We start from the raw sequence: 21,335 nt of genomic DNA on the forward strand, positions 1-21,335 counted from the left end.
ATGGAATTTAGCTTTTGACTTCTAAGCCAAGCTTTTTTTATTTCGTTTTATTAGCAATGAAAAAGAAGGTAGCTTGGAAGTAATACCCTTAAAGATAGCAGAAACCTTGATTGATAGATGAAAAAACTAAGTTTACAATCCATAAAGAACAAAGTCACTCTTCCTTTTCCCTCCTTATCCCATTCAACGACCTCCTTTTTTAATGCATAAAAACAACAAACCTAAAACACTCAAAAACAATATATTAAGAATTAAAAAATAAACCTTGATGAGATAATGTTGTAGTCCATCATGAAGTGTATTGTATTTTAATTGACACCCTAAACTACGTTCTCATACAGAATAAAATTAAACTTGTTGCATCTACACTTAAATCAACAATTAATTAAAGTATGAAATTACATTTTTGGAAAAGCAATTTACTATTGATTGCATTTTTCTTATTCTCCACTACTACACAGGCTCAAGTAGGGCAAATTATTTGGGAAGAAAATTTCAACTCTTATAATTCATCTATTTGGAACAACATTGAAGGAGATGGTTGTCCAGAACTTTGTGGTTTTGGTAACGAAGAATTGCAATACTATCATGGGGACAATGTTAAAGTAGAAGAAATACCAGGCGAGCCTGGAAACTACGCCCTAGTCATAGAAGCTAAAAAAGAAAACAGAGGAGACCAAGCGTTTACCTCTGGTAAAGTAACCACTGAAAACAAATTGGGTGTAAAATATGGAATGATTGAATTTCGTATTAAAGTACCCGACAATCTCGCAACAGGATTATGGCCCGCAGCTTGGCTTCTTGGTACCAACCATAGCACTGAAGGATGGCCAAGATGCGGTGAGATTGATATCATGGAGATGGGACATAAAGCTCATTTTCGTAATGAAAAAAACTTAGGAGGAAGTACAGAAAATGATGTTGTGGGTGCAAATCTGATTTTTTATGACAAAGAAGCATGCAACGATGGTAATCCAGATTGTGCTGCAAGTATTGCTTTTGACAATTACTACTGTACTCCTTACAGGGGCGAAACTCCTCTTACAGATCGTTTCTTAACTTACAGAATTTACTGGGATGAAGATGAAATGCGTTTTACAGTTGAGGATGAAGGAAACGTCTACAATTTGTACACCGCTCCTTTTCCAGTTGGTAGTGCTTCCACTGAATTCCATAAGCCTTTTTACTTCATTATGAACCTTGCCGTGGGCGGAAACTTTACAGATGCCTTAACCAACGGTCAAGTAACAGCTGATTTGCCAGGCAAAATGTACATCGATTATATCAGGGTACATCAATGGAATGGTAAGGGTGAAATTTATACTGCGGATAAATTAATGGCCAACGCTGGTGGTAACAAAGAAATTAATACAGATGAAAAAATCACGTTAGATGCTTCAGGAAGCTACGGTCCTATTGAAAGTTATTCATGGTCTATCGGTGAGCAAATAATCAGCAACGAGAAAAAAGTAGAAGATGTTGACCTCGAAACAGGTACTCATAAAATCACATTGACCATTACAGATACGAACGGCAATACAACCAAAGACCATATCATCGTAAAAGTAGGCAGTCAAGATTTAGGCAAGGTAATTTGGGAAGATAACTTTTCTGAATTGAATACCGATCATTGGAACATTTCTATTGGAGATGGATGTGATGAAGACCTTTGTGGTTGGGGTAATAAAGAACTTCAAAGTTACCAAAGCGATAATGTTTACATTGAAGAAATTGCTGAAGAACCTGGAAACTTTGCTTTGGTACTGGAAGCCAAAAAAGAATCAGCAGGAAATAGTGCTTTTACATCAGGTAAAGTTACTTCTGAAAATAAGGTGGCCGTAAAATATGGAATGATTGAGGTAAGAATGAAAGTGCCAGATGTAAATGGTGGTCTATGGCCTGCTGCTTGGCTTTTAGGTGTCAATCATGCTTCAGTAGGATGGCCACAATGTGGTGAAATTGACATTATGGAAATGGGGCATTCAGTCAGTGCAAGAGCAAGGGAAGGTCACGGTGGTTCTCCCAATAATTATGTAGCAGCTAACTTACTCTGGTATACTAGCCAAGCATGTGATGCCAATAACAGAACTTGTGCTGCAAGTATTGCCTATGACTCTGATTATAACACTCCATATATGCCTGGAGCACCTATGAACAATCGTTTCATGACATACAGAATGTACTGGGATATTGATGAAATCCGTTTGACGGCAGTTGATAATGGCATTGAGCACGACTTATACGCAGCCCCTTTTCCTACAGGTGAAGCAAGTGCATTTAAAAAACCTTTCTACTTATTGCTCAACTTAGCGGTTGGTGGTGCCTTTCCTGATATTTTTGAACCCGAAGACGTAACTGTTCCATTGCCTGGCAAAGTTTATATTGATTATGTAAAAGTACATCAATGGAAAGGACAAGGTGAAGTCACTTTAAGTGCAAATACAGTGGTTGCCGATGCCGGAAGAGACATAGAAATTACGGATCTTGATAAAGATGGTATTGAAACGATCACTTTAGATGGAAGTAACAGCTCTGGAAATATTGTGAGTTATGAATGGAGCGAAGGAGGTGCTGTACTTTCCTCTGACCCCAAAAGCACACTTACTTTTAATGCTGGTGTACATCATGTTCAATTAAAAGTTACGGACAAAGACGGAAATACTGCTACGGACATGATGAAAATTGATGTCAGAGAAATTCTTTGGGAAGATCAATTTAATGCTTTTGAAACAAATATCTGGAATGCAATTGAAGGGGATGGTTGCCCTGATTTATGTGGATGGGGTAATGAAGAACTTGAATATTATCACGCCGACAATGTATTTATTGAACCTATAGAAGGAGAAGAAGGCAACAGTGCATTGGTATTGGAAGCAAGAAAAGAAAATAAAGAAGGCGCTGAGTTCACTTCTGGTAAAGTTACTACAGAAAATAAAGTCAGTATAAAATATGGCCTTGTGGAAGTGCGAATGAAAGTACCCGATAATCTAGCGACAGGATTATGGCCTGCTGCTTGGCTTTTAGGTACTAATTTACCCGAAGTAGGATGGCCAAGGTCGGGTGAGATTGATATGATGGAAATGGGACATAGAAGGTCTTTCAGAGAATCTCAAGGTTTTATCAATACGACTGAAAATGATGTAGTGGGTGGTAATCTTATCTACTATGATGATGCAGCATGTTCAGGAGGTAATCCAGATTGTGCCGCTAGTATTGCCTTCGATACTTACTACTACAAAGGGTACCAAGCAAACACGGCGTTGACGGATCGCTTCTTGATTTATAGACTGTATTGGAATCAACATCAAATGCGATTAACGGTCGAAGATGAAGGCGTCGAGTTTGATTTATATGCCGATGCTTTTCCTATTGGTAAAGGTTCGGAAGAATTCCATAAACCTTTCTATTTTATCCTGAATTTGGCTGTCGGAGGAACATTTACTGATGCTGCTAACTCTTCTCAAGTGACTGCTGATCTACCAGGCAAAATGCTGGTGGATTATGTAAGAGTTTTAAAATGGGATGGCGTAGGTGAAGTTGCCCTCAATGGTGGACTTATTCCTAATGCTGGTTCAGACATTATTCATTTAGACATCAAAGGGGAAGGAAAAGGAACAATTGTATTGGACGGTTCCAATAGTGCTCATCATACTGGAGAGATCGAAAGCTACTCTTGGTCGATTGATGGAGAAGAAATCGCAACGGGTGAGGTTGCACAAGTGGAACTCAACAGAGGTACTTATGAAGTCACGCTAACCATCACTGATACCGAAGGAAATTCCGCTACCGATCAAGTGCTTGTTACGATTACGAATGGTGGATTGTCACCGATAGCAAACGCTGGTGAGGATTTTTCGGTCAACGATGATGACGATGACGACCTTGTTATGGTTTCTTTAGACGGTACTGCTTCTGAAAAAGCCAATACCGAAATTGTCAGTTATAAATGGTTTATCGGTGAGCAAGAAATTGCTTCAGGTAGTACTCCTTCTGTAGAGTTAAGCACCGGAATTCATACCATCCGTTTAGAAGTTACAGATGAAGCGGAACTTATAGGAACAGACGAAATAGTAGTGACGGTAATTGACCCTAATAATCAACCTCCAGTGGCCAATGCAGGCGAATCCATCACTGTAGTAGATGATAATAACGATGACTTTGCGACATTCACACTCAATGCATCAGCAAGTACAGATAGTGATGGAAACATTGAAAAGTACGTATGGTTGATTGACGGAACTGAAATTGCCAGAGGAATCAACCCAACAGTCACACTATCAACAGGAGTCTACTTTATAACACTTGAAGTAACCGATGATGATGGTGTTACTGGACAAACAGAAGTAAAAGTAATTGTGGTTGACCCTTACAATGAAGCACCTGTCGCAAAAGCTGGGGAAGATCAATTGTTGATCGATGAAGACCTAGACGGTTGGGAAAGCTATACTTTAGATGCTTCGCTGAGTACAGACAGTGATGGCACTATCGAGAAATATGTTTGGAAAATCGGAGACACTGAAATCGCAACAGATATTTCCGTGACTGTCGACCTTGCTGTCGGTGACCATATCATTACTTTGGAGGTCACGGATGATGACGGGGAGACAAGTACCGATGAATTGATTATTGTTGTGAACCAAGTTCCATTAGCCAATGCAGGTGAAGACATTTTGGTTATCGATACCGATGGTAACGGCATGGAAAATGTAACATTGGATGCCTCAGGCAGTAGCGATGCTAATGGTACTATCGTAAAATATTCATGGATGTTTAATGGAGAAGAAATCGGAACTACATCCTCATTCAATTATTCATTCCCAGTTGGGACGAACATCGTGACACTACATGTTTTCGATAATCATAACTCCAATGCTTCTGATGAAATCAAAGTGATAGTGACTCGAAGCGACAATAAAGCACCTTTAGCGTCTGCTGGAGACGACCTTGAAATCATGGAAGATGACGGTGATGAATTTATTGATGTAGTATTGGACGGCTCAAAAAGTAGTGACGAAGACGGTTCTATCTATAGTTATGTATGGTATAAAGGAAATGTAGAAATTGGTAGAGGAGTACAACCTACTGTAAAATTAGAAATGGGTCTCAACCTAGTTACATTAGTCGTGACAGATAATGAAGGAGCTAGTGCATCTGCTGATGTGATGATCAATGTAATCCAAAGAATTAATGTTGCACTCAACAAAACCACAACTACAAGTTCTGAAGAAAATGGTAGTGTAAGCGGTCATAATGCTGTAGACGGTAGTATGGATACAAGATGGTCAAGTGCTTTTGAAGATCCTCAATGGATTATGATTGACCTTGATGAAAGATATAATATTTCTGAAGTGGTTTTACACTGGGAAGGTGCTTTTGGTATAGCCTACGAAATTCAGGTTTCAGATGATGCAAACGAATGGCATACCATCTACACAGAAACAAATGGCGATGGTGAAACAGACATATTGAAAGTATACGGAAGCTGTCAATACATCCGACTATTAGGGACACAAAGAGGTACTCCATATGGTTATAGCCTTTGGGAAATGGAAGTCTACGGACAAGCTGAAAAGGAAGGAGAAGAAACTGTTTGGTATGACATTACTTATGTAGATGATTTTGAAAATGAAAACCCTCCACGTTTTGTGTCTTCCAATAGTTTAGAATTGAAAGATCCTTCAAGAGCAGATTATATTTTTGGAGGATGGTATACTGAAGCTTCATTTGAAAATTCAATGACAGAAATTTCAAAAGGAAACACAGAGGCCGTGACACTATACGCTAAATGGCTAAAAGTAAATGCCATTACCTACATTGATGGTTTCTCACACAACAACCCTTCTACCTACACAGAAGGAGAAACTATTCAATTAGAGCCTGCCATACAAAGCGGTTATAATTTTGAGGGTTGGTACACTGATACAGCATTCACCAATCAAGTCACTTCGATAGATGCATCGGACCAAGGTGAAATCACTCTTTATGCCAAATGGTCCACGATTATTTCCAACAACGAACTTTTGGAAAAGGAAAAACCAGTCATCTACCCTATTCCAGTCTCTGATGCATTTAAAATCAATGTAGCAGCCAACTCTTTAAAAGTCTATTCACTAACAGGAACAATCCTCAAGTCATTTGACAAGAGTCAAACGTCATACAATATTTCAGACTTACAAACCGGAGTATATATTGTCCAATTTATCCACCAAGGAAAATTATTTGTACACAAAATAGTGAAGAAGTAATTTCCTCTATCATGGTTTTAGTTGTGAGAACTTCTACCCTTAACACCCGCTTCAAGAATTTGAAGTGGGTGTTTTTTTGTGCTCACTTCGCACTATTCAAAAGTAATGAACAAACTATGCAATCATTTCATTGGCATTTCTACAAACTAATAAAGTTGTAAACCTAAGTATGCGAATGTTAAGCGATAGAGACATTTATACTTAAAGATCATTAGAAATCATGAAATTTCTAAAACCATAAATATTGAGTGGCTTTTTTACTCATCATCCTACATCAATGCTTCTTAAAACCTCTCAAATTGTTTCTCTTCCAAAGCTTTACACCCTTCCCCCCTAACACCAACTAAAATAATGACAAACCTTTTCAAGGTTCACGTTTCTACTCCAAATACAAAAAGGGGGATACAAACCGAATTGTTAGTAGGTTTAAAGGTTCTCTCATCCAAATCGTTATCTGGGTAAGAGAAATAAATAAGGTTAACTTTTAAGCACGTATTGTTGGCTTATACCTAATTTGTTCGATACATCTTGCAAAGTCTTATGAATTGCTACTTCATTCATTTTATAGTTCAGTTTTTTTTATGAAAACAATGTACAAAATTACAATCGTTAATTACCAACAGTGAAATAGAAATTTAATTTCGAAGTACTTTAATCAAAACATCTTTTTTGTTACCTTATCTCACTTTTTAAAAACTAAACTCTTCTGAACGAATGAATAAAATAGAAACCAAGCAATTTCAAAAGTTATTAGAAAAATTTGAATCTAATACGACATATGATAAGGTCCTTGAGGCAGAAAAAAATAATAAGATTACTTTTAATAACTATGATATAGACGCAATTGAATATGTAACACTAACTGAAAGAGTCACAGCTAATTTTTCTAGAGAATTAGAATCTGATAGTTTATTTATTCCCTTGTACTTTCCTTATAGCATTTCTAAAAAAGATCGTAGTACAAATGAAGATGTAATTTCAACAAGTCATTTATCTATTAAGGATACTTACAACAATATTATAGAAGTAGCAATATCTAAAGTATATAATGCCAACGGTCAAGAAAAACCTCAAATTATCGATACCCCTATTCAAGCATTGATTGCATTAATTCATTTTCAGAAATCATTTGGTATATGGGACAAAAGTGACGCTGATTATGAAATTGAAGAACTACATTCTGAAAATGAAAGATTAAAAAAATATCTTGATCAAACACAGACAATGAAAATACATGTCCAAGGTTTAATTGAGCGATCAGAAAAAATACTACATAAAGCTGAAAAATTTTATAAAGACCAAATCGAAGAAGAGGAAACTGTTAAAGAGAGATGGAAAAAAACTGAAGAATTTGCTAACTATGCTGATGAGAGTCAAAGAAAGATAGATAAGTTATCTTATCAGTCAGAAGCATCTTTTAAAACTATTGAATCTTTAATAGAAGATATTGAAAGTACAAAAAAAGACTTAAATCAAAGTGTTACCCAGGCACATGTAACTAAAAATGAGTATACAAAAGTAGCTGGTAAACTAGTCTCAACAATTAAAACATTAGAATCAAACAATGAAGAAGTAAAAAGATTATTAAACCTTATTGTAGAAGATAAACTCCATGAAAAATTTTCTCAGAGAGTCATAGATATTAATAAAACTCTTGATCAATGGAGAATAGCAATATATATAACTGGTATAGTAGCTTTAGTTTTTATATACATGGTATTTTATCAATTAACTGAAAATGTTGTGTCTGTTGACCCATTACTTCTCATATCAACTACGTTAAAAACAATACCTGCTATATATATTCTTTATTATTGTATTTCTCAATACAATAAAGAGCGTAATATAAAAGAAGAATATGCTTTTAAAGCCTCTGTTGCATATTCATTATCTCACTATGCAGAATTACTAAAAGACGATAGTAGTAAAAGTAAAATGCTCTTAGAATCAATTAATAAAATACATAATGCTCCATATGTTTCAAGAGACACTAAAGATAATGTATCTGTTCTAGACACCGCCAAAGATGTCATTACTAAAGTTGCTGATATACAAAAAACGGCTACTAATATGGTAACTAATAATGGTCAAACTACAGAGGATAAAAAGGAGGATAAGGGTAGCAAAGCAAATACTTAACGACCAATTTCTCCACAATATGAAGAGTGATTACAATCACACTATGATAGAACCATCATTTGTTAGTAGTAAAAAAAGCGATCTCCTTTACAAAAAAAGAGATCGCTTTTTTAATATCTAAAAAGTTCAGGAATTAATCCCACTCATCTGCTTCAATAGCCTCAATTACTTCTACCAATCCGTCAAAAGTATTTACACCCACTGAAACTTCAGAACCACCTTTTAAAGCAATACCTTCTGGATTTACAGTTTCTAAAACATCATTGATTGAGTTTTCATCAAAACCACCTGCGATTAAGATTTTATATTCCTCAGTAAATGATTTCAACTGCTTTAAAGTTTCTTCTGATAATGTTTCTTCGAACTCCAATTGGAACATCTCCACTTGTTGATCCAAGATTGACATTTGTTGTTCGATTTCTGAAAGGTTATTTTCTACTTTAATTCTGAAAATTAAAGGCTTTCCTAATTTCGATAAATCATTGACCAAAGCAGGGTTGTCTGTCACTAAAACATCAATTGCTTCGTACTCTTCCAAATTAACATCAGCGGTTTCGTATAACTCACCAGCAAACTTAATTCCTGCCAACCAACTTGCTATTTCTTTAAACTTATCAGGAGACACAAAACGTTTATGTGATGCTTCAATGGGAAAGCCAATCAATTCAACTCCCATTCCTGCACAATATCTTCCATCTCCCAAATTATCTACATCAGAAACAAAAACGCGTGTATTCAGTGCCATATCTTCAATCGTTATTATTGGAAGTGTATTCCTGTTAGTGAATCCACTTAAGTGTTATAATAAATTTATTTTTGCAAAGGTTGTAAAATTGATTGAAACCAAAAAGCCCCTTACATAGTTTATTTCAAAAGGAACAATTTGTTCTCTTTTTTAGAAGATAGATGGAAAGAAAATAGGTAGCGTTTATGAATAAAACATGTAATTACTCTCTGCCGTATTATTTTTCCATTGATTCATAGGAGAATTTGAAATTCTGAAAAATAAAATCTGTACCTTTGCGCTTAAGAAAGAGTGTATTAGATTAAGATTACACTAAGTTAACAAAACAATTACACGTTACTATGTCGATAAAATTTCTTGAAGCTTTAGAGCAGACCATCAAAGACAGACATGATTCTCCTTCAGATACTTCGTATACGAGTAGTCTTTTTGCAAAAGGAATCAACAAGGTGGCTCAAAAAGTAGGTGAAGAAGCGGTAGAATTAGTCATTGAGGCTAAGGATGATAATGAAGAATTATTCTTAAATGAGGCGGCCGATTTAATGTATCATTATATTGTACTATTACGTGCTAAAGGTTATAGTTTAGAAGATGTGACAAAAATTTTAGAAGAACGTCACAAGTAAATTATGTAAGTATGCTTGATTTTGATTAAATTATAGAACAAAACAACATACTACCCAAGAAACACATGAAAACCTTAGAATCTATATCATTTCAAAACTTTGAGCTCATAGATGAGTATCTCAATGGAAAACTGAGTCCCGTTGAAAGTCAAACACTTTTGAGGAGACTGACGATTGACCATGAACTGAGGGAAGATTTTGATTTGGTAGTAGAGATGAGTACCGATATGGTTTCTTGGCCTATAGAAAAAAAGAACAGAATACGAATTGCTTTTGCTACGAGACACTCCAAAGCGGTGGTTTCTCAGAGCAAGGCCAATCTAGCAAAAGACCTTGTAGCTTATGGGACTGCAACTATTGCAGCAGCGGGTTTGTTGGTTTTTGTCAGTGGATTGTTTGTATTCTTCGCTTCATAAATTTTACGGAATCGAAAAAGGCTACCTTCTGAAAAGGTAGCCTTTTTTTGAAAACGAAAAATTATATATCTGATTATCAGCGTAAAATATCTTACTGAGTAGAAATTCTTACAGTAACAAATCAGTGTTTTGTTATTTGATATTACAAACTTAAGAAAACGAAATACTAAATGAAAGCGAAAATTCGCAAAAAATCCGATTTTTCATTAAAACTGTGCTATTTTTACATTTATTAGTCACCATAAAGTATTTTTGATCGTGATTAGATAGTATCTTGTTGCTATTGAATAGATGAAAGGGTGCTTATGCCGATGATTTCGAGTGTTGTGGATCATTAGTGTTGGTGCTGAGTGTATTAGAAAATCAAATTAGGAACCAAGTTAGTCAATATATATCCTGTGATATTAGAAGAAAATATACGCCTTATTTTCGGTTTGAAAGTCCGAATGCATAGGCAAGAGCAGAAATTATCTTTATCGGAATTAGCAAAAAAGGCTGAAATGTCTGTTTCCTATATCAACGAAATTGAAAAAGGAAAAAAATACCCGAAGAGAAATAAAATAACATCACTCGCAGCTGCTTTAAAAGTATCTTATGATGAGTTGGTGTCTTTGAAGATTTCCAAAAAATTGGGGGCAATTTCAAAGTTATTGAACTCTAATATCCTTCAAGAATTACCACTTGATGTTTTTGGTTTAGAGCCAAGAAATTTATTGGAGTTAATGTCTGATGCTCCTTCCAAACTTTCTGCTTTCATCAATACCATCATTGAGATTTCAAGAAATTACAACCTCACCGTAGAGAACTTTTACTTTTCGGTGTTACGTTCTTATCAGGAAATCCATGATAACTATTTTGAACATGTTGAGGTAGCGGCTAAGGAGTTTAGAAGAAAAATCATAGATGATGATAAGCCATTAGAAATTCAACTTCGTCAATACCTTACCACTTTTTGTAACTACAGAATTGATGAAGAAAGCCTTTCGGAACATGAAGCTTTAGATACTTTAAGAACAGTAATTAAAGTGGAAGACAATGGAACGCATGTCTTGATGATCAATAAAAAGCTGAATGCTCGAAGACGTACGTTTATTTATGCACGTGAAGCTGCATTTCAGGTGTTAAACCTTAAGGAAAGGTCGATGACCTACTCTTGGATGCAAGTCAAATCATTTGATATGCTATTCAATGATTATATGGCGACTTACTTTGCAGGTGCCTTTTTAGTACCTGAAGAGGCATTGGTGAAAGACCTAGAAGCAATTGTACATAGTAATACCTTCTCTAATGAGAAGATGTTAGATTTAATTGTAAAACATAATACTTCTCCAGAAACATTCCTTCACCGACTTACGAGTATTCTACCAAAACACTTTGGGTTAAGTAAGATCTTCTTCTTACGATTAGATCATATTCCGGGTTCCAATCGTTATTCACTCACCAAAGAGCTTCACCTTGATGGTCTACACAGTCCACATGGTACGGTATTAAGTGAGCATTATTGCAGAAGATGGGTTTCATTGAAAATTTTTGAAGATCTTGAGCAAGCAAGAGCTGAAGGAAAAGAAGACGAATATATCTGCGATGCCCAAACTTCACGATATATCACATCTGGAAAAGAATACTTCTGTATCAGTGTTGCTAGAGCATTGCCTTTAGTAGACGAAACTATTGATACAAGTATTACAATTGGATTCTTAATCAATGACAATTTCAGAGAAAAGTCCAAATTATGGCAATCAGAAAAAGTAAGGATGGAATTTGTCAATGAAACATGTGAGCGTTGTCCTTCAGTAGACTGTCAGGTAAGAGCTTCTGATTCTATTGTATTGAAAAAAGAACAACAAGAAAAAGAAAGAATTTCGGCTTTAGAAGCAATTTTAGGAAAACCTGTTGTATCTTAGGCGGAGAATAATTCTGCTGTTGAGTGTATTATAGCAATTACGGTTGCTTATAACATATTAAAAAGACGAAGAGATTCATGGAATTATTCAATTCTATATGTTTCTTCGTCTTCTGTATTTTAAATAATTAAGTACCTATAATCTTTAGGACTTAAACTTTTTCATCGTTAATTATTTTTGTGACATTACACACAAAACATATCTTCTGTTTAGTACTTTTCATCTGTATGAGTAGCTCCCTCCTTTTTGCTCAAAAAAGAGTAAAGGAGAAGTATGATTTTAATTTTGATAACGTCAGTTGGTCAGAAGCTATTCATACTCTTTCTAAAGAGTGTAATCTCAACTTTATTTATAGCGATGACAACCTCCCTGTAGTAAATCGTTTTACTTTTCAAAAGAAAAACGCCACACTGGAAGAAGTACTAACAGCACTTTTTGATGGAAAATTTTTAGGATACAGAATGGATGGAGACGATGTAATTGTGTCTGTTATCAGAATTCCATTAGATTCAAAAGAGGGAAGAAAACTTACCCGATACCCCGTCAACGGAATCATCAGAGATCAATATTCAAGGGAAACAGTAATTGGTGCTACCGTTTTCTTCGAAGATATTTCCATTGGTACGGTCAGTAACTTTAATGGTTTTTATTCTATCTCTGTTCCCGCTGGAAAATACCTTGTTTCTATCAAATCATTAGGGTATGCCAGTGTTGATACAATTATCGATGTAAAGGGGGAAACAGAACTGAACCTCAACCTGAAAATTAAGGAGACGAAACTAAGAGAAATTGTAGTACTTTCAAGTAACTCAGAGGTTTATGACGGTATACTACAATTGAGTAATATCACCACCGTTACACCTGAAGCAACGAATGAACTTCCACTCATTTTGGGAGAAGGAGACGTTATGAAATCACTTCAGTTAATGCCAGGGTTTAAGAGTGCCAACGAGGGAAGTTCTGAGATTTCAGTAAGAGGCGGTGGAACAGATCAAAACCTCTTTTTAATTGATAATGTACCCATTTATAATGCTACACACAGCTTAGGTTTTTACTCTATCTTTAACACCAACTCTCTTAAAAATGTACAAACATACAAAAGTGGTATTCCTGCACAATATGGGGGGAGAGGTTCATCAGTTATTGATGTTCATTTGAAAGAAGGAAATAACCAGAAACTCCGATTTTCAGGAGGAATTGGTACAATGTCCGCCAACGCAACATTAGAGGTTCCTATCGTAAAAGATAAATCGTCATTTATCATTTCTGGAAGAAGACCTTATACTGATTTACTTTCTAGTTCAACAAGAGGCGACATTAATACAGTGGTGTTTTATGATTTAAGTTCTAAATTAAAGTTCCAACTCAATAAGAAAAATACACTTTCGGTCTCTGGTTATTTTAGTAGAGATAAGTTAGCTTTTCAAAATGTTTCATCCAGTGAGTGGGGCAATAAGACAGCCAATGTGACTTGGTCTTCTTTACTTTCTCCGAAGACCTTCAGTAACCTGACATTTTGGTATACCAACTACGATGTTGCCAATATTGTAAATAATATCCCTGAAACAAGTTACAGGACCACCTATGCATTGGATGATTATGGTTTAAAGTATAAAGTAGAACAATATTTCACTCCTAATATCACATTAAAAGCAGGTGTAGAAAGTATTTTACACATTTATAATCAAGGTAGTATCACCCCTTTTGATGACCAATCCATTGTCACACCCAATGACCCTCAGGATATCAGAGCCGTAGAATCAGGAGCTTACACTGATTTTGAATGGAATATGAATCAAAAAGTAAAAATTGGTCTTGGATTACGTTACTCTAGGTTTGACAATGTTAGAAATGAAAGAGAATATATTTACGATATTGAACCTTTCCTTTTGCAAGCGGATAGTATTTCTGATGGTAATATCGTTGATACAGTAAGAAATTCAGGAATTAGTTTTGATCATTCTTATCATAATTTAGATCCCCGGTTTTCAGTCAGTGTGGCACTTACTCCACAGCAATCTGTTCGTGTTGCTTATGATAGAATGACACAATATGCACAAGAGTTGGCTTTGACTACACTACCTAGTAATTCTGGTGTTTGGATTCCTTCCAACAAATACATCGAACCCTTGATCAATAACCAATATTCTATTGGGTACCTTACCAAATCAAGAGATAATGTGTATGACTTTTCTTTGGATGCATACTACAAAACTTCAAATAATATTCTGGAATTTAAACCCAATGGTAGATATGTCGTGACAGATCATGTGGAAACGGACGTTACCACCGGCATTGGTCAAAGTTATGGTGTGGAAACAATTTTCAGAAAAAGAAAAGGAATAATTACCGGATCTGTTTCTTATACATATAGTTACTCATTTATAAAAATACCTCAAATTAATAATGGCAATTGGTACCCTACAGATCAGGATCAACGCCATGTATTTAATATTTTAGCTTCCGTTCAAATCTCCAAACAAATTCAGTTTTCTGCTGTCTGGAATTATGCTTCTGGCCGTCCCTACACCGCCCCTATTGGCAAGTATTATAAAGAAGGGTATGTTGTTCCTATTTTTGGAGATCGAAACAAAGCAAGATTACCAAGTACTCATCACTTAGATGTTTCATTGACTTTTTACAGAAAAATGAACGAACAAAAGAAAAATGAAAGTAGTTTTAATTTTTCTATTTATAATGTTTATGCACGTAAGAATACCTATTCTTATATTTTTAGAAGTAAAAACAATAACCCACAAGAATTAGAAACTGTAAAAGTGTACCTATTTAGTATCATACCTTCGTTCAGTTACAACTTTAAATTCTAAACAAGCAATGAAAAACTACGGCCTAATTATACTACTTTTTTTAACGATTATAGGGTGTGAAGAACCTGTCAAGCTCGATTTACCTAGCGGTGAACCTAGTACAATCATTGATGCCAATATCTCTGAGAGTAATGTTATTTCCAGAGTAGTTTTATCTAAGTCTTTGGGGTTTAATGATACAATAGACTTTCCTCCTATTGAAAATGCCAGTGTGGTGTTATCTAACGGTACCAACACTTTTTCATTTAATCACGTCAATACTTCAAGCGTAGGTGCAGTATATGAAGCCCAAAATAATGTAGAGTTAGAAGAAGACAAACGTTATTTTTTCTCCGTCTATCTACCAGGTAGTATTGAAGACCCCGACACACTTTATCAAGCGTCCATGGTAATGCCTACAAAGGTGCCTATAGATTCTATTGGTTTCAAGGCTACTAGTGAACCCGATGATTATGTATTGAGGATTTTTTTTACAGACCCTGAAGATGAGAGGAATTATTATAGTTGGAGAGTATCACAAAAAATCAATGGAGAATTGGTTCTTTTGTCCAGTAATAAAATACCGCTTTATACCGACCAGGGTATTGATGGAAAGTCTGTTTTTGTAGAGTTTATAAATAAAAACTTCTCAGAAAGTGATACGATACAAGTCCACTTTAAGTCACTGACCAGAGACACCTATGACTATTATAGATCACTCAATAATTTAATTGATGTTTCAGGAACAAACACTTCTGCAGATAACCCAAGAAGTAATTTTATCAGTAGTGCAGGAGATCAATCTTTTGGTTATTACTCTTTAGAAGGAGTAGACGATTCTGAAGTTTTTGCTGTAGGAGATACTTTATAATGCGAGTTTTTTCTTAAAGTATTTTTTGAACAAAGGTTGTGCAAACTTATACACCTTAAAACCTCCTCTAATCAGGTAAGGGCTAATGTATTCTTTGATTTTTTTTCTAAAGTAAAAGGATAAAAAAGCCACAACAATACTCAATATAGATTCTACGGCATTATGAAAATCAATTGCATATAGAATTGATATTGAATTGGCCAAAGTCATCAAAAAATAAGACAACGCATCCCAAAACTCTTGATTGGTTTTCAACTTAAAAAAAGCAAACTCCACTTCATACCAATGCCTTCTTAAAGTCCTTTTGATCTGACTGGAATTAAGTTGAATTTCAGTGTCTGTCATTTTAGGAATATAATTAAACACATCGGCATCCAACTGAATTACGGTCATAAAACTATATTCCCCTCCAGTTTTTAAAAGCAGAGGGGTATTGATCTCTACCCCTCCGTTTTGGAAAGTTTCCACCAACATCTCAGCCGCATCCTTTGATGCTTTGAGTTGTTTGAGCTTCGCATTAAATACCTCCCAATTTGTCATTTCTATGATTCAGTAGTTTTATTATTTCCAAAAATGGATGAAAACGCTTTTCCCGTTAAATCAGTCAGTACTTTGAAGAACGAAGACCAATGTCCTGTTGCTTCATTGGTAGAATTCTGATGGAAATTCATCACCATATTTCTCAACTCGGGTGGTAGTTTGACAAACTTTGGTGTAAGATAAGAGGTGACATCACCATCAATCTGTACCACTGTTTGAAGTAAAACCTGCTGCGTACCCAATTCCCAAGCTTTACGAATCTGCGTAATCTGTTCCGTTCCCAAATCCAATTCTTCCACTTCATTCATTTCGCGAAGCAAAATATCATTGTTCCATTTATGTGAACCCATTTGAGAAGGGTACCTTTCATATTGACCTGCACCTCCATCATGGAATTCATCATCGTAACCTCTCTGCCCTTGCTTTGTTTCAATAGCTAATTTAGTACGCTGCATTTTGAACATTCCAATGAAGTTGGCACTTTGTCGCTCGATTCTGTAAAGCATCTGAATCCTCTCCTTCAAACTTTCAGATTGCTCTTCCGTTTGCATTTTTGGTAACAAAGACTCGTAATATCTTTTTCCCTCTTGTGCTGCTCTTTTTACTTCATAATATGAATATTCACCTGCTCCTTCAAAACGCAAGAGAAATTTTTCTTTACCTGAAGCATCAATAGCAGGAGGTGTTCCTTTGGCTTTTTCACAAATACCATACTCTATCAATGTTTTTCTGTACCTCTCAATGATATCTCTTAAGGCCAAACGTTTATTGATAGGCATTTTAGCACCTGTGGTATTTTCTTTTAAAATGGTATTAACTTCTAAAGTTAATAGCTCATTGGCGATAGACTTTAGGGATTTCTCCATTGTATGCTATTCTTCCTCTTTTTTAGTTTCGTCCTCATTGTCCCCTTCTGCTGAAGTCTCTTCGTCAGAAGAAGTTGCTGCAGGAGCATCGTAATCAATTGGAGGAGTATCTAAGGCTGGAGCATCTGCAATTGGTTCTTCTGCTGCTGCAGTGGAAGCTGGATCAAATGCTGCCGCTTCATAATCAGGAGCCGCTGCCGCCGTTTGCGAAGGATCAAATGCCGTTTCTTCAGGATTATAAGAAAGAGCAGGTTGTGCTGTAGCCGTAGGCAAAACTTGTTGAGGAGCTGAAGCTGCACTACTGTAAAAAGAATCAGCAGGAGGCACATCTATTCCCTTCGTTTTGGCATACAACTCAAACAAACTATAAACCGCTTTGATATTATCATTGATAATTGCATGTCCATGTTGTTCTTTTTGAGCATGAAAATCACGAACCCAAGCATATCTATCTTGAACCAGATCATTACTTACATAAGAAGTCACATCACCTTTTAAAAGATGAATTTTGCTATTCATTACTTTGAAGTCTGTACCTTCTTTTTTTATGATTTCATCTTTCTCTCCTTCTACATGGAAATCACCGACAATGGTTTTTATATCTAGAGTAACTAAGTTGTTGATATAATCTTCAATATTGTTGACAAAGTTCTGGAAGAACCCAACATTTTCTTGATCTGACATAGATAAGTATTAAGGGGTTATAATTTGATTATAAAAATGCTTATATAAATTTGAATCAATTGAATGAAAATTCCAAAAATTTAAGATAAAGTAATCATTTAGGAAATACTCACAATTATTATTGACTCTACTATACTATATTTGTCTTTTACTTTCTGAGGTTGTTGAAGAGATTCCATCGATAAAATATTTTTCACAACTACCTAATTTTCAAAAGAAAGAGTAATCAACATAGTCTTATAGAGAAAAACTCATGGCTAAAGTCACAAAAGTATTAGATAAAGAATTCGTTCCTTTTATCAGTAAAGAGGAAATTGCGAAACGTAATCAAGAGATTGGACAACAAATCACAAAAGATTACGAAGGTAAAGACGTATTGATGGTGAGTGTATTGAATGGCTCATTCATGTTTACATCAGACCTTGCAAAAGAAATTGACCTTGAAATGGACATTTCATTTGTAAAATACTCCTCTTACCAAGGTACTGAAAGTACTGGTAAAGTGAAACAATTGATCGGTTTCAATGAAGCAGATGTAAGAGGTAAACACGTTATCATCGTAGAAGATATCGTGGATACAGGACGTACAATGAAAGCTTTATTGAAAGATCTTGATGAAATGGGACCTGCTTCAGTAAAGGTTTGTGCTTTACTTTATAAGCCTGAGGCACTTAAAATTCCTATTACAATCGACTATGTAGGTTTTGAAATCGACCCTCGTTTTGTTGTGGGTTACGGTTTGGATTATGACCACTTTGGAAGAAATATTCCTGAGATTTTAGTTTTAAAAGATAAATCTTAATCTCTTTTCAAACACGAGATTTATATATATAAAAGGCTTTCAGATTTTTTAATTTCTGAAAGCCTTTTATATTTTTCAATGCTCCTAATACTTTGTACTCCTTGCTTATTGAGTGCTGACCACCATAGGGTCATTCATTTTTGCAATGTACCTTTCTATGACTGGTAAGTCTTTTCCTTCTTCCTCATGCATTATCCACACTTGTCTTAATTGGTTTTCTACATAAGACCCTTCTTTGAACTCTGCTCTCCAATGCACATCAAAAGTAGCTTGATACCTCCCATCCGCTAGGAAATCAACTTTTATCGATTCTATCTCATGATCGTCTGAAACCAACATATCGTGAATCCAATGATGCCATGTTTTCCACTCTTCCCAATTTCTAATTTGATATTCTGGAAAATCAACATAAATATTTTCATCAATGAAAGGCTTAAACTCATCCGCCGATACGTTCACATTGTCACATGTAGCTCTTTCGTACATGCTAAAAACCTTATAGACGAAACTCTTGATATCGTTTTTTGTAAACTGACGTTTTCTAATTTCTCCCATCAGTGTAACATAATCTACCGTCGGTACTGAATAGCTTTCTTGTGATAATTTATTGTTGGATTGACTCATGGTTTTATGGATTGGGATTAATAAACTTAATGTGATTAATTACATTGTAAACTAAATTATCGTCAACTTTTAATAGACCTTTCTGCAAACATTTATAGGATCTACTTTCAAACTTCCTTCTTCTTCATTTTTGTCTTGAAACAAAAACGAAGCAAAAAATTCAAGGCTTTGAAGTCAAAAGCTAAATTCCATTTCTCTCACCTATTGAAAGGATAACTCGATCAAAACTTCATCGTTTTGAGATACTCAAACAGCAAAATCATTATTAACGGCTCAATACATGAAATTCTTGACGCTTTTCCCTTCAAGGCCGAGGAAAGTACTGCCAAACGAATTGGGTAGAATGCCACTGGCGCGAATGTTAAGCGATAGCGTCATTCGTGTCCTACAAATCAGCAGAAATCTCCTGATTTCTAAATGCCATAAATATTCGAAAATTTAGTTTACAATGTATTAATAATGTAATTAGTTTGATCTGTTTTTATCGTTTTCATTAAAATGGTTTTACAATATATTCATGAATTTTCACTCTGTCATCTCGAGTAATTTCCACTTTCCAATCTTCCTTGACATTCAAATTCAATGATTCTCCGCTTGTCAATTCAGCTTCTAGACTTACATTTAAATCAACATTATAAAGGCCATTGCTTTCTGTAACTACAATCGATTTGACTGAGTGTTTGTTATTCGGTTTTATCGTTTTTCTGATACCATCGTACCATTCTTTGAAACCTTCATGTCCTTTAAATTCTCCTTCAGGGAATTTTAATACAGTGTCTTTTAATAAATGATTTGTGAAATAACCTTCATCTCCTAGTACATCAAACTGAGCAAACCACTCTTTGATAAAATCTTTAATTTTTTGTTCTGGATCAGCATTCGATAAAGTATTTAATGTTTCAAAAATGCTATTCAATTGTTTCTCGGCTCTTTGTTCAACGATCTCTTGCGTATTATAAACACCAGGCACGTAAACCATTCCATGCACATAAATTGGATCTAAATAATTCATCTGAGACATATAAGCCGACTGTTCCATAGGCTTTAAGAAATCTTCAATTCTAAAATGATTGTATCCTAATGGTGAATAAGCATCACTCGGGCCACCTACTGTAATGCTCAATAAAAAGTTTTTACCCTTCAACTTATCCCCTTCTGGACCGTAAGCGAAATTGAATGAAAATACTGCATCAAACCAAGCTTTTAATATTGCAGGCATATTGTACCAATAAAAAGGGTATTGGAAAACTATGGTATCTGCCTTTAATAATGCTTCATGTTCTGCTTCAATATCAATTTTATAGTCTGGGTATAATTTAAAAATATCTCTCACTTCAACATTTTCTACTTTCTCTTTTATAGTAGTTGAAATGTATTTGTTGGCAATTGATTTTTCTAAATCTGGGTGTGCTACAATCATTAATGTTTTCATGTCATTTTATTTTTTAGTTGTACATACAAATATTTTTATAAAAAAATAGAGAATTGATTTCTCTATTCGTTTTCTCCTAAAGCTTGATTGGCTTTATGAATGTCAGCTGTCAACTTAATGGCCGTTTCTTTTCCTAAAACCTCACAATATTTATCAAATAAATCTGCTAATGCCTGATCCAATTTTGGTTTCATTTTGATTCCTTCTTCTGTCGGGTGAATATATACTGTTCTTCCTTCTTGTGAACGTTGCACATACCCCATTGATATTAATTTATCAATAAACCTTGTGATCGTTGATGGTTTTAAATTCATTTTATGACTGATTTCACCTTGGCTCAAACCGGGCTCTTCAATAATCAATAACAACAAATGAGCATAAGAAGTCTGTAAGCCCGTCACTCTAAATGCATCGTTAGCAATATTCCCTATAAAGCGGGAAAGTGAATTGGCTGTAAAATACAAACAGCATTCTTGAAAAGATTTACTTTGATCACCCATCCTATTTATCATTTTATTTATACAAAACTACATAAATTAGTTGTACATACAAATATTTTTATGTTAAACACTTTAAAATAATCTAATACCTTTTGGTTTAAGTACTAAGAGTAACTGTGTGTTTCGTACATGGA

14 protein-coding genes and 1 pseudogene are annotated in these 21,335 nt (G+C 35.1%); 8 read left to right on the forward strand and 7 right to left on the reverse strand.

Annotation, left to right across the window (positions count from 1 at the left end):
• Nucleotides 1-392 precede the first annotated feature (392 nt).
• On the forward strand, nt 393-6,245 hold the full coding sequence (locus PL77_RS30685; protein WP_052444475.1) for a PKD domain-containing protein: 5,853 nt from the start codon (nt 393-395) through the stop codon (nt 6,243-6,245).
• A gap of 714 nt (nt 6,246-6,959) precedes the next feature.
• The gene (locus PL77_RS15775) at nt 6,960-8,384 is read left to right on the forward strand and encodes a hypothetical protein (RefSeq protein ID WP_044207288.1); all 1,425 of its coding nucleotides are present in this window, start codon (nt 6,960-6,962) and stop codon (nt 8,382-8,384) included.
• Between the two features lie 133 nt (nt 8,385-8,517).
• On the opposite strand, the gene PL77_RS30690 is transcribed toward PL77_RS15775, so the two are convergent.
• Complete coding sequence (locus tag PL77_RS30690) at nt 8,518-9,129, reverse strand: hypothetical protein (protein WP_052444476.1); 612 nt, start codon at nt 9,127-9,129, stop codon at nt 8,518-8,520.
• Nucleotides 9,130-9,485: 356 nt separating this feature from the next.
• Between PL77_RS30690 and hisE the strand changes: the two are divergent.
• From hisE to PL77_RS15805, 5 genes and pseudogenes are all read left to right on the forward strand, one after another.
• A pseudogene (hisE, locus tag PL77_RS15785) lies at nt 9,486-9,755 on the forward strand (phosphoribosyl-ATP diphosphatase); the annotation flags it as partial.
• 158 nt (nt 9,756-9,913) lie between these two features.
• Nucleotides 9,914-10,171, forward strand: coding sequence for a hypothetical protein (locus tag PL77_RS15790; protein WP_156152396.1), 258 nt, complete (start codon nt 9,914-9,916; stop codon nt 10,169-10,171).
• A gap of 398 nt (nt 10,172-10,569) precedes the next feature.
• The gene (locus tag PL77_RS15795) at nt 10,570-12,075 is read left to right on the forward strand and encodes a helix-turn-helix domain-containing protein (RefSeq protein ID WP_256380343.1); all 1,506 of its coding nucleotides are present in this window, start codon (nt 10,570-10,572) and stop codon (nt 12,073-12,075) included.
• 227 nt (nt 12,076-12,302) lie between these two features.
• Nucleotides 12,303-14,903, forward strand: a complete 2,601-nt coding sequence (locus tag PL77_RS15800; RefSeq protein ID WP_044207294.1) for a TonB-dependent receptor — start codon at nt 12,303-12,305, stop codon at nt 14,901-14,903.
• 7 nt (nt 14,904-14,910) lie between these two features.
• Nucleotides 14,911-15,753 (forward strand): DUF4249 family protein, encoded by an 843-nt coding sequence (locus PL77_RS15805; protein ID WP_044207297.1) that lies wholly within the window; start codon nt 14,911-14,913, stop codon nt 15,751-15,753.
• Here the strand turns inward: PL77_RS15805 and PL77_RS15810 are convergent.
• The 3 genes from PL77_RS15810 to PL77_RS32300 are packed head-to-tail and all read right to left on the reverse strand — an operon-like array spanning nt 15,748 to nt 17,843.
• The gene (locus tag PL77_RS15810; protein WP_044207300.1) at nt 15,748-16,293 is read right to left on the reverse strand and encodes a hypothetical protein; all 546 of its coding nucleotides are present in this window, start codon (nt 16,291-16,293) and stop codon (nt 15,748-15,750) included. The two genes, PL77_RS15805 and PL77_RS15810, sit on opposite strands and share 6 nt — an antisense overlap.
• Nucleotides 16,294-16,295: 2 nt before the next feature.
• Nucleotides 16,296-17,159 (reverse strand): hypothetical protein, encoded by an 864-nt coding sequence (locus tag PL77_RS15815; RefSeq protein ID WP_044207303.1) that lies wholly within the window; start codon nt 17,157-17,159, stop codon nt 16,296-16,298.
• A 6-nt stretch (nt 17,160-17,165) separates the two neighbouring features.
• Nucleotides 17,166-17,843, reverse strand: coding sequence for a hypothetical protein (locus PL77_RS32300; protein ID WP_063769027.1), 678 nt, complete (start codon nt 17,841-17,843; stop codon nt 17,166-17,168).
• Between the two features lie 253 nt (nt 17,844-18,096).
• Here PL77_RS32300 and hpt point away from each other — a divergent pair, with 253 nt between their 5' ends.
• Entirely contained in the window at nt 18,097-18,645 is a 549-nt protein-coding gene (hpt, locus tag PL77_RS15825; protein ID WP_044207306.1) for a hypoxanthine phosphoribosyltransferase, read from the forward strand.
• A gap of 105 nt (nt 18,646-18,750) precedes the next feature.
• Here the strand turns inward: hpt and PL77_RS32305 are convergent, their stop codons facing one another.
• From PL77_RS32305 to PL77_RS15840, 3 genes are all read right to left on the reverse strand, one after another.
• Nucleotides 18,751-19,269: a hypothetical protein gene (locus PL77_RS32305; RefSeq protein ID WP_216595909.1), complete on the reverse strand. Its 519-nt coding sequence runs from the start codon at nt 19,267-19,269 to the stop codon at nt 18,751-18,753.
• Between the two features lie 493 nt (nt 19,270-19,762).
• Complete coding sequence (locus PL77_RS31350) at nt 19,763-20,701, reverse strand: NAD(P)H-dependent oxidoreductase (RefSeq protein ID WP_044207309.1); 939 nt, start codon at nt 20,699-20,701, stop codon at nt 19,763-19,765.
• Nucleotides 20,702-20,763: 62 nt separating this feature from the next.
• Entirely contained in the window at nt 20,764-21,201 is a 438-nt protein-coding gene (locus tag PL77_RS15840; protein ID WP_044207311.1) for a MarR family winged helix-turn-helix transcriptional regulator, read from the reverse strand.
• Nucleotides 21,202-21,335 lie beyond the last annotated feature (134 nt).

This window comes from Flammeovirga sp. OC4, from assembly GCF_000812565.1.
In the GTDB taxonomy this organism is placed as follows: domain Bacteria; phylum Bacteroidota; class Bacteroidia; order Cytophagales; family Flammeovirgaceae; genus Flammeovirga.